At 49.7% G+C, this 10,573-nt stretch carries 8 protein-coding genes and 2 pseudogenes; 4 read left to right on the forward strand and 6 right to left on the reverse strand.

Annotation, left to right across the window (positions count from 1 at the left end; genetic code table 11):
* Positions 1-262 precede the first annotated feature (262 nt).
* From C233_RS24335 to C233_RS0121440, 5 genes are all read right to left on the reverse strand, one after another.
* Positions 263-388: a DUF3784 domain-containing protein gene (locus C233_RS24335; RefSeq protein ID WP_018669526.1), complete on the reverse strand. Its 126-nt coding sequence runs from the start codon at positions 386-388 to the stop codon at positions 263-265.
* 34 nt (positions 389-422) lie between these two features.
* Positions 423-1,004, reverse strand: a complete 582-nt coding sequence (locus tag C233_RS0121425; protein ID WP_026314964.1) for a hypothetical protein — start codon at positions 1,002-1,004, stop codon at positions 423-425.
* 99 nt (positions 1,005-1,103) lie between these two features.
* Entirely contained in the window at positions 1,104-1,889 is a 786-nt protein-coding gene (locus tag C233_RS0121430; protein WP_018669528.1) for a hypothetical protein, read from the reverse strand.
* Between the two features lie 19 nt (positions 1,890-1,908).
* A complete protein-coding gene (locus C233_RS0121435) occupies positions 1,909-2,628 on the reverse strand; it encodes a response regulator transcription factor (RefSeq protein ID WP_018669529.1) in 720 nt (239 codons plus the stop codon).
* Positions 2,629-2,833: 205 nt separating this feature from the next.
* Positions 2,834-4,462 carry a sensor histidine kinase gene (locus C233_RS0121440; RefSeq protein ID WP_018669530.1) on the reverse strand — a complete coding sequence of 543 codons (1,629 nt, stop codon included), beginning with the start codon at positions 4,460-4,462 and terminating at the stop codon, positions 2,834-2,836.
* A gap of 520 nt (positions 4,463-4,982) precedes the next feature.
* Here C233_RS0121440 and C233_RS0121445 point away from each other — a divergent pair.
* Both C233_RS0121445 and C233_RS24340 read left to right on the forward strand, forming a co-directional pair.
* Entirely contained in the window at positions 4,983-7,142 is a 2,160-nt protein-coding gene (locus C233_RS0121445; RefSeq protein WP_026314965.1) for an outer membrane beta-barrel protein, read from the forward strand.
* 532 nt (positions 7,143-7,674) lie between these two features.
* Positions 7,675-7,857, forward strand: a pseudogene (locus tag C233_RS24340) (hypothetical protein); the annotation flags it as partial.
* Between the two features lie 42 nt (positions 7,858-7,899).
* Here C233_RS24340 and C233_RS24680 read toward each other — a convergent pair.
* On the reverse strand, positions 7,900-8,211 hold the full coding sequence (locus C233_RS24680; RefSeq protein ID WP_167321146.1) for a hypothetical protein: 312 nt from the start codon (positions 8,209-8,211) through the stop codon (positions 7,900-7,902).
* Positions 8,212-8,541: 330 nt separating this feature from the next.
* Here C233_RS24680 and C233_RS0121460 point away from each other — a divergent pair, with 330 nt between their 5' ends.
* A complete protein-coding gene (locus C233_RS0121460) occupies positions 8,542-10,212 on the forward strand; it encodes a formate--tetrahydrofolate ligase (protein WP_018669534.1) in 1,671 nt (556 codons plus the stop codon).
* A 204-nt stretch (positions 10,213-10,416) separates the two neighbouring features.
* Positions 10,417-10,573, forward strand: a pseudogene (locus C233_RS23930) (DDE transposase); the annotation flags it as partial.

The following is a 10,573-nucleotide window of genomic DNA, read 5'->3' on the forward strand; positions in this document are numbered from 1 at the left end:
AAGACGGAAATCCTGTGGATTTTCTTTGGAATACATACGGCAAATGCCGTACTGATGATAGACAAGATCAGGAACAGGACGGTGAAAGCGGCATGATATGATTTTACAGGCAGAGGCAGAAGATGTCTTCAGACTTCTTCCCGAGCGTCATGTCTTGTAGGGTAAGATTGTGTGAGAAATTACAGGAATAGGACTATAAAAATGGCATATGAAGTGAGTATGCTCTATCATCTTCATATGCCATCTTGATTTTTAGGGACATTTACTGAATATCCCTCTTTTGTTCCGGCGTCATGGTGTTATATCCCGCCATAAGGATAGGGAACCTTCTTACGAGAAGCCCCACAACGATTAGGAACGCTGCCTGAAACCCTATATAAGCATCCATTCGCTTTCTGTTTTATCGGAGGACGTTTTTTTCATCAGTAAGGCATATGATTGCCATGCTGCACCTCGATGCGTATGCCGAATGCGCCGTTGGCGGACTTCATCTCGAATGCCCCCTTGAAGTTATTCTTCTCCCAGGGCAATGCCGAGCGGTTGGGCACTTTCCAGCCGTCCTTGTCGTACTCGCCGTAGGTATTGATGCGCATCCCGTTTTTCAGCTTGAAGCTGCCCATTTGCAGGTTTTCCGGCGACGACCAGAAGCCGGTCAGCCCGAACGGGTTCATGCTGTACACGGTAGAGTTGGTGAGCGAAAACACATTGGAAAGTCCTTGCGAATAGCTCACATCCGGGTTTAGCCGGAACATCCTGCTGTAATCCTTGCTGGCATCCGGTATCTCCAACGTAAACTCAGACAAACGGGGAGCCTCCCTTTTCAGCAAGCTCATATCCAGCAAGAAGCCGTCGTAACTCTTCGTCTCGGGCAAAAGCATCCCGCCGGACGAAGCGTCGCCGGACAGGGCGTGGGAACGTATGCTGTCGCCCTGCACCTCGCCCTGGGCATACAGTGAGGCGATGCCTGCAAGTAATGCGATGATAAAAAGACCAACTCGTTTCATACCTTTGTTCTGATTCTGTTTCCGCACGAATTTATCTTGTGCGCGGCGTGCTTGAAACAAAGATAAGCCTTTCCCGCAACTTACCGAAATTTCTTTATATTATTTCTTTTTCTTTATATTAATGACAGGATACAGCAACGGTACGGTAGTCCACTTCATCTTGGTAGGGTCGTAAACGCGTTCCATACCGCCGTGCAGTTCGAGCCAATCGGTTGCTTTCAGCTCCATGACCATGCCGTATGCGCTTTGCGGATACATCGGGTTCATATACCCGTGCAGCGAGTTGGACTTCCCGTAGCCGGAATACCGGCCGAAGGCGCGGATGCGCATCCGGCTGTTAATCCGGTAACCGGCGGACGCGTTCACACCCACATCCGTCTGTGCGCCGTGCATGCGCGAGGGGATACTGTATTTGGCGGCATAAACTCCGCCGCTGAGCTCCCAATGCCCGTCGGGGCTGTAATACGTCACCCCGGTTCCGGCTTCCATGATAGAACCCATGGTGGGATAGGTACTGTAACTGCTGTATGCGTCCAATATGACCTCGGGCGAAAGCAGGAATGCCGCATAGCGCTCATAATCCATTTCGAACGGGTTGTGCATGCTGCGCGGGCGGAACTGCATCCACGGCAGCGGCTCCACGTATTCGGGCGGAACGATGTGCAGCGTCGTACTGTCCGGCAACCCTGTACCGATGCCTTGCAGTTCTTTCGTTGCGGAAAGGGGAGCGGTACGGTTCCCGGGTGCACTTTCTCCGGACAGCGAAGGTACTCCCTGCTGCACACGGCGGGGGAGGCGGCTTTTCAGCGTGTCTCCCTGCACTTCGCTCTGGGCAGCAGCGCAGAGCGGAATCAGCGCAAACAATATCGGCATTAACTTTTTCATAGCGGTACGATGTCTGTTATCAGTTTACAATCAGTTTATATCCTATGCCCCGCACGTTGACGATGCGGATGCGGTCGTCCAGCGAGAGCTTGTGGCGCAGCTTGGTTATGAATACGTGCAGGCTGCGGGAGTTGAAAAAGCTGTCGTCTCCCCACAATTCCAGCAACACATTCTGGGTATTGACAACCCGGTTGCGGTTCTCGCAGAGGCGTTTCAGGATTTCCGACTCCCGGTGCGAGAGTTCCATTTCCGTACCGGTGCGCGGCGGTACGGCGGTTCCCGTGTACGACAACCGTTGCGTAATGGGGTTGAAGCGGTAGTCTCCGATTTCAAAACTGGTAACCTCCCCGGGTACATTCTCCGTGAAGCTGAAAGCTTTGCCCACGAGCGCTTTAATGCGTATTATCAGTTCTTGCATGCCGAAAGGCTTTTTCAGGTAATCGTTCGCGCCGAGCTCGAACCCCTCCACCACGTCATTGATAGCCGAGCGGGCGGTAAGGAATAGCACCGGCGTGCGCTTGTCCGTCTGGCGGATGCGGCGCACCATTTCGAAACCGTCCATGCGGGGCATCATCACATCAGCCACCAGTACATCGGGACGCAGGTCGAAGAACCGGCGCAACCCTTCTTCGCCGTCGGCAGCGGTATGGATGAGGAAGTCTTGCCCCTCCAGCGTATCCTTGATAATCATGGCGAGGGTTTCTTCGTCCTCTACCAGCAATACTTTTATTTTATCCATGAAGTCCTTGTTTTTTCTTATTGTTCTTATGTGAAATCTGTATCTGTCTCGGGGATAATTCTTGTTTTCCCCAACGAAATTCCCGTTTCCCCTAAGGGAAACTGTCGTTCCCTTCAGAGGAAATTTCCGTTTCCTTTAGAAGAAACGCTCGTTTCCCTTAGGGGAAACCGGAGTTTCTGCCGGAAGAAACGGACGGGTATCCCCTTTATCCCTTCGGAAACCTCAAGGTAAACGTGCTTCCTTTGCCCGGTTCGCTCTTTACCGATACGCTTCCGCCATGCTTCTCGGTCATGGTCTTTACGTAGAACAGTCCCAGGCCGTACCCTTTTACATTATGCAGGTTGCCGGTGGGGACACGGTAGAATTTGTCGAATAGATGCCCCTGCTTTTCGGAAGCGATGCCTATCCCGCGGTCGCTGACGGAGATTTCTACAAGTTTCCCTTGTTCGGCAGACTCCGTTTGCCGGCAGCGTATGCCTACCTCCGCCGTTCCTTGCGAGTATTTTATGGCATTGTCGATAAGGTTGCTGATGATGTTGCCGAAATGGGTACGGTCGGCAGTGAGGGTGAGCCCTTCGGGTTCAACGGTTGCCGATATGCGTACGGGCTTGTCCGATTTCAGCTTATGCTGTTCGATAAGCGGTTCGAGGATTTCCCTTACGGACAGCACCTCCGGATGCAGGCGGAATGTCTTGCGGCGTTCCATGCTCATGGAAAGAATTTGTTCTACGAGCCCGCTGAGCCGTTGCAGTTGTTCCTGGCAGATGCGCAGGTACTTGTCCCGCTGTGCTTTTTCCTCCGCCTGGTTGAAGTTCAGCAGGGCGTCGTTGGCGGCATAGGCAACGGCGATTGGGGTTTTCAGTTCGTGGGTGATATTGTTGGTGAAGTCGCTTTTCAGCTCCTCCAGTGTCTTTTGCCGCAAAATGGTGCGGATGAGTACCCAGAAGGCGAAAATCAGGATAACGAGGATTATGAAGGAGGTGGCGAGGATGCCCCACATCTGTTTCAGCACTAATTGGGTAACGGGGTCTATCCAAAGGCGGTAGCTCTGGTGGCTGTGGAGGTCGAACACGTAGTTGTATTGCTTTGCCTTTGCGCCGGGCAGGTAGCCTTCGGTTCCGGCAACCGCCAGTGTGTCTGTGAACCCGTGGGTATCGCTCGTGTAGAGGTGTTCCAGGCGGTGGGGCAGGGTGATACCCTGTTCTTTCAGTTGCAGGGTCAGCAGGCTGTCGTACACATGGATGTCGGGGTTGGAAATAATATCCAGCCCGGCGTGCAGACCACGCTGGAAGTAGGTGGCTAACTCCAGCATGCTGTTCTGGTCGCGCAAAATGATGTCCAGCCCGCCCTTCGCCATTAGTGCAGCCCGGGGTGAGTCGCCGGTGTCTTTCGCTGCGCTTTCTGGCTTCTTCCGGACGGAATACCCGGTGGCAGTGGCGGTACGGGGTACGACGATTACGGTAGAGCTTTTCGTCATATCCACCGATAGGGTATCGCCCTTCTGCGGAAACAGCCGTTGTGTGGTCGTTTTCTTCTGCCAGCCGTCGCGTTCTATGCTGGTGGTGCTGCGTACGTAGGCTTGTCCTTGTCCCTGGTCTTCATTGAATCCGGCGGACACGTTCACTTCTCCATGGTCGGTACTGTCCTTGCGCATCTTCTCCACCCGCAGCATCATTTCATTATAGTCGCTCATGCGCATGGCTTCCGTAATGCTGTGCTCCATGTCGCTGCGCATAGTACCGTACAATCCGCCGAGCCAGTATGCCTGGTAGGAGAATATGCCCGCCAAAGCCAGGATAACGAGTGCGGCGATATATTTCAAAGGCAGTTTCATTGTGGTTCCCTTTATACTTATTGCAGGCAAATATAAGGAGTTATGCCGTGTGCTGTATCATGTGGTAAGACTAAATAACATTTCCGGTAACAGTAGATAACACTCGGTAAGCTGGCGATAACACGGATTTTGGGGAGGAATGCTGTACTTTGCAACTCGGGTTGAACACAGAGGCGCAGAGCTTTTTCTTAACACAGAGGGGACAGAGTTGCACGGAGTTCACAGAGTTTTTTTCTTAATACAGAGGGGACGGAGTTGCACGGAGTTCACAGAGCTTTTTTCTTTTTCTTTGGAGGGGGCTACCAGATACTTGCGCTGTTTGGCAGCTTTTTTAAGGGGAAAAAAGCTCTGTCTAAAAGGGAAAAAAACTGTTCAAGAGAGAGAAAGGCTCTGTACAAGAAGAAAAAAACTCTGTGAACTCCGTGCAACTCTGTCCCCTCTGTGTTAAAAAAACTCTGCGTTAAGAAAACACTCTGCGTCCTCTGTGGTCACCCTATGTTAAACATCACATACAATTACAATGAAACGACTTTATCTATTATCAATCATCTGCTTTTTGAGTGCCGGTGTTTCCGCTCAGGAACACACCGGCGGAGAACGTACCCTTAGTGCCGACAGTATTATAACCTCGGATGCCCGGCTGGACAGTATTTACCAAAGCCTGCCCGAAGTGATGATTACCGGCGAACGCCCGGTGGTGAAAGCCTCGCAGGGCAAGCTCATGTACGATTTGCCGCGGCTTATCCGCGACCTGCCCGTAGACAATGCCTATGATGCCGTAAAGGAGCTTCCCGGCGTAACCGAAATGAATGGCGCACTGCAATTGGCGGGGCAGGATGTTACTGTTATTCTGGACGGAAAGGCGACCACGCTGAGCACCGGGCAACTGTACGCATTGCTGAAAAGTATTCCCGCAAGCCGGATAGGGAATGCCGAGGTGATGTACAATGCCCCTGCCCGCTACCAGGTGCGCGGCGCGCTTATCAATATACAGTTAAAACAGGCAGCGGATGCCCCTTCTTCCTGGCAGGGCGAGTTTTATGCGGGATACAGCCAGAAGTATTACGAAAATTTCGAAGAGCGCGCCAGCTTGCTGTATAATAAGAATAAATTCTCGATAGATTTTCTTTACTCGCACAAACACGGCCGTACGTACAATGCTACGGACAAGGAGGCTGTGCACACTTTGGCGGACGGTACGGCGTACCCGATGACGACCGACGAGGTGAGGCGCGGCCGTTCGCATACGCATAGTTTCCGGGTGGGAGCCGATTACGATATCGCGAAGAACCACCGGTTGAGCTTTGTTTACAACGGCAATTGCGACACCTACCACAACCGGATGCAAATCACCGGTTCGCAGCAGTCCACGGCTTTGAGCAACAGTTCCGGCTGGTTGCACAACGGCCGCCTGGACTACCGTGCTCCTTTCGGGCTGAAAGCGGGTGCGGAACTTACTTACTACCGTTCTCCGTCCGACCAGTTGCTCGACAGCCGCCTGCTCGAAACCCACGAACTCAGTTTCTTTACGCAGGACTGCCAGCGCATCAACCGTTGGAAAATGTTCTTGGCGCAGGAACACAGTCTGCATAAAGGGTGGGCGGTGAATTACGGTATTGTATATACCACCAGTATCGACCACAGTTATCAGTATTACTACGAGGATAAAGAGCTGGGGATGAAGGCTGGAAACCGGGCGGCGCTTGCAAAAGGAGCGGGGAGTGCGTTGCCCGACGACATGAAGTCCCACAAGCGGGAAGAAACGCTGAACATCTATGCCGGTTTCAGCAAGAATTTCGGAGACAAACTCTCTCTGGACGCTTCTTTGGCGGTAGAACGTTATAAGACGCCTGTCTGGAACCAGTGGGATTGGTATCCTGTCGTCAACTTGAATTACATGCCTGCCCCCGGACACATCCTGCAACTTGCCTTGAGCAGCGACAAGGATTACCCCGAGTATTGGGCTGTGCAGGATGCCGTGTCCTATCTTGGCGGCGGGTATTCCGAAATCCACGGCAATCCTTTGTTGAAGCCTGCACAGAACTACGAGTTCAAGGCGAACTATATCCTGAAAAACAAATATATCTTCGGCGCCTGGTTCGGCCACACCAAAGATTACTCGGTGCAGACTCTTTATCAGTCTTCGCAACGCCTGGTAGAGATATACAAGTATCTGAACTTCAACTACCGGCAACAGGTTGGCATACAGGCTTCGATACCGTTTAAGGTAAAGAACCGGTTAAATTCACGTCTGACGCTTATCGGTATATGGCATCGTGAAAAAGATTCCGACTTCTGGGATATTTCCTTCGACCGCAAGCAGTGTTACGGCATAGCGCAGATGAGCAATACCTTTACCCTTTCCACCCGTCCGGACTTGAAGATGACCGTTACCGGATTTGTACACAGCAAAGCGATTCAGGGTATTTACGACCTGCCCACGTCCGGCAATGTAAATGCTTCCTTGCGCTATGGTTTCGCTAAAGGAAAGGCAGTGCTGAACCTGTACTGCAACGATATATTCGAAACGGGACAAATCTCCCCGCGCATCCGCTTCCAAACGCAGAACGTTACCAACCATTATAGTTGCTTCCGCGAGTTGGGAGTATCGTTCACGTATAAGTTCGGCGGTTATAAGGAGAAACAGAGGGAAAGGGTGGATACGTCGCGATTTAAGTGATTGTTTGATGATTAGGGATTGGTTTGGTAAGTAAGATTGGTTTGGCTGTTAAAAATAGATTTACCTGTTAATAATTGATTTGGTAATTAAAGACAGCTTTGGTAGTTGATGATTATTAGGCGGTCGATGATTGTTTGGTAATTGATTATTATTAGACAATCAATGATTATTAGACAATTGATGATTGTTAGATAATTGCTGATTGTTAGGTAATCGATGATTATTAGACAATCGATAATTATAAGACAATTTCCAAGCCTGAAAGGCTTTTATCATATAGCCCGGGGTAACACCCCGGAAATAAATATGTCCGTCCCCTTGTATTTTCGCCCTGTAAGGGCAAAAGGTTGATATTCATTTCTTTTGCCCTTACAGGGCGAAATGTTATAATCATGTTAACCCTCTCCCGGGGTGTTACCCCGGGCTTAGAGCTGTAAGGCTTTCAGCCTTAGGTTACTTTATTATGCTGTATAATATTAATGATTAATCATTCATAATCAATCCTTCCTTCACTTTTCATTCTTCATCCTTTATACTGAACTTGTGTAACGATATATTCGAAACGGTACAAATCTCCCCGCGCATCCGCTTTCAAACGCAGAACGTTACCAACCGTTATAGCTGCTTCCGCGAGTTGGGCGTATCGTTCACATATAAATTCGGCGGTTATAAGGAGAAACAGAGGGAAGGGGTGGATACGTCGCGATTCAAATGATTGTTTGATGATTAGGGATTGGTTTGGCTGTTAAAAATAGATTTACCTATTAATAATTGATTTGGTAATTAAAGGCAGCTTTGGTAGTTGATGATTATTAGGCAGTCGATGATTATTAGGCAATCGATAATTATTAGACAATTTCAGCTTCAGGATGCCGTTACGGTAATCTTTGTCCAGGGGCGTTTCCGCCTTGAAGTCTGTAATATGTATTTCCAAGCCTGAAAGGCTTTTATCATATAGCCCGGGGTAACACCCCGGGTATAAAGATGTCCTCCCTGTATTTTCGCCCTGTAAGGGCAAAATATTGATGTTCATTTCTTTTGCCCTTACAGGGCGAAATGTTATAATCATGTTATCCCCTCTCCCGGGGTGTTACCCCGGGCTTAGAGCTGCAAGGCTTTCAGCCTTATGTCACTTTATTATGCTATATGGTATTGATGATTAATCATTCATAATCAATTCTTCCTTCACCCTTCATTTTTTATCCTTTATACTTCATACATTATCCCTCATTCTTCATCCTTTATCCTTTATTCCTCATCTTTTATCTCTCATCCTTCATCCCTCCCCACTAAACACCTACCAAACGGCTGTTTTACTAAAATCCTTTTATATACCTGTATTTTCCCTTCTTTTTTGTACTTTTGTAACTTTCAAAAAAGTTATAAAGAGAAACGTTGTATGAAATCGGATATCGAAATAGCACGCAGCATAGAGCTGAAGAAGATAAAACAAGTTGCCGAGAGTGTGGGTATTCCCCGCGAGGAGGTAGAGAATTACGGCCGTTATATCGCCAAGATTCCCGAACAGTTGATTGATGAGGAAAAGGTGAAACGGAGCAACCTGATTTTGGTAACCGCCATTACGGCAACGAAGGCGGGGATAGGTAAGACCACCGTTTCTATCGGTCTGGCGCTGGGACTGAATAAGATTGGTAAGAAAGCCATTGTAGCCCTGCGCGAACCTTCGCTCGGACCTTGTTTCGGCATGAAGGGCGGAGCGGCAGGCGGCGGTTATGCGCAGGTGCTTCCAATGGAGAAGATAAACTTGCACTTCACGGGAGACTTCCACGCTATTACATCTGCCCACAACATGATTTCCGCTCTGCTGGACAACTACATCTACCAGCATCAGGCAGACGGTTTCGGGCTGAAAGAAATTATATGGCGGCGTGTGTTCGATGTCAACGACCGCTCTTTACGCAGCATCGTTACCGGTCTCGGGCCGCGTACCAACGGCATTACCATGGAATCCGGCTTCGATATTACGCCTGCATCGGAGATTATGGCAATCCTCTGCCTGTCGAAGGATACGGAAGACCTCCGCCGCCGTATCGAGAACATCATACTCGGCTTCGATTTTGCGGGCAAGCCGTTTACCGTTAAGGACTTAGGGGTAGCCGGAGCCATTACCGTATTGTTGAAGGACGCCATTCATCCCAACCTGGTACAGACCACCGAAGGAACGGCGGCTTTTGTACACGGCGGCCCGTTCGCAAACATCGCACACGGTTGCAACTCTATTCTCGCCACCAAAATGGCTATGACGTTCGGCGACTATGTAGTGACGGAAGCCGGTTTCGGCGCCGACCTGGGGGCGGAGAAGTTCTACAACATCAAATGCCGTAAAAGCGGTCTGCAACCCAAACTGACAGTTATTGTAGCCACCGCGCAAGGGCTGAAAATGCACGGCGGCGTCAGCCTGGACCGCATTAAGGAACCGAATATGGAAGGCTTGAAGGAGGGCTTCGGCAATCTTGACAAGCATATCCGTAACCTGCGTTACTTCGGGCAGACGGTCGTTGTCGCTTTCAACCGTTTTGCCAGCGATACGGACGAGGAGGTGGCAGCTATCCGCCGTCATTGCGAGGAGGATTTGAAGGTGGGCTTCGCTATCAACAACGCCTTTGCCGAAGGTGGGGAAGGCGCCATAGACTTGGCAAATCTCGTGGTAGAAACAATCGAAAAGAAACCTTCCGCCTCGTTGCAGTACACTTACGAGGAAAATGATAGCGTGCAGCAGAAGATAGAGAAAGTGGCATGCAACCTTTACGGGGCAAGCGTAGTGACTTACAGCAGCGCTTCGCGCAAGATGATGAAGCTTATCGAGGAAATGGGTATCTCCCATTATCCCGTTTGTATAGCCAAGACGCAGTATTCTTTCTCTGCCGACCCCAAAATATACGGTGCGGTCAATAACTTCGAGTTCCACATCAAGGATATCGTTATCAATAACGGTGCGGAAATGCTTGTTGCCATTGCCGGCGAGATACTGCGTATGCCCGGCTTGCCCAAAGTGCCGCAGGCGGAGCATATCGATATTGTAGACGGAAATATAGAAGGGCTTTCCTGAGCTTACTGAATAGAGAATTAAAAAATAAGCTGCGCATGATTGAAATATCATTGCGCAGCTTAGGGACATTCAGTAAATAATATAAAATCAGCCAACTAATTCATACACAAAATATTGCGAATTAGCTGGCTTTTTTGTATCTTTAGGTATTCCCCCGCAAATAAGGTTTGAAGGCCAAAACGGGGGAAATTCCCCGACTAAGATATGGCTAAGATACAAAATATTTCCGAAATTCACCCAACTTTGGGCTTCACAGAATTTGATGTTCTGGAAAAATACCGCAAAAGTTTTAATGAGAGTGAGCTTGGCAGGCTTCACTCAGTGTTCCCGTTTGAACGCATGGCAAAAGCCGCAGGCCTGT

It is taken from the genome of Bacteroides gallinarum DSM 18171 = JCM 13658, assembly GCF_000374365.1.
GTDB lineage: Bacteria > Bacteroidota > Bacteroidia > Bacteroidales > Bacteroidaceae > Bacteroides > Bacteroides gallinarum.

Excerpts from the sequence above, each read along its gene's own strand:
- C233_RS24335 (WP_018669526.1), bottom strand. The coding sequence starts at position 388 with ATGGATGCTTATATAGGGTTTCAGGCAGCGTTCCTAATCGTTGTGGGG.
- C233_RS0121425 (WP_026314964.1), bottom strand. The coding sequence starts at position 1,004 with ATGAAACGAGTTGGTCTTTTTATCATCGCATTACTTGCAGGCATCGCC.
- C233_RS0121430 (WP_018669528.1), bottom strand. The coding sequence starts at position 1,889 with ATGAAAAAGTTAATGCCGATATTGTTTGCGCTGATTCCGCTCTGCGCT.
- C233_RS0121435 (WP_018669529.1), bottom strand. The coding sequence starts at position 2,628 with ATGGATAAAATAAAAGTATTGCTGGTAGAGGACGAAGAAACCCTCGCC.
- C233_RS0121440 (WP_018669530.1), bottom strand. The coding sequence starts at position 4,462 with ATGAAACTGCCTTTGAAATATATCGCCGCACTCGTTATCCTGGCTTTG.
- C233_RS0121445 (WP_026314965.1), top strand. The coding sequence starts at position 4,983 with ATGAAACGACTTTATCTATTATCAATCATCTGCTTTTTGAGTGCCGGT.
- C233_RS24680 (WP_167321146.1), bottom strand. The coding sequence starts at position 8,211 with ATGATTATAACATTTCGCCCTGTAAGGGCAAAAGAAATGAACATCAAT.
- C233_RS0121460 (WP_018669534.1), top strand. The coding sequence starts at position 8,542 with ATGAAATCGGATATCGAAATAGCACGCAGCATAGAGCTGAAGAAGATA.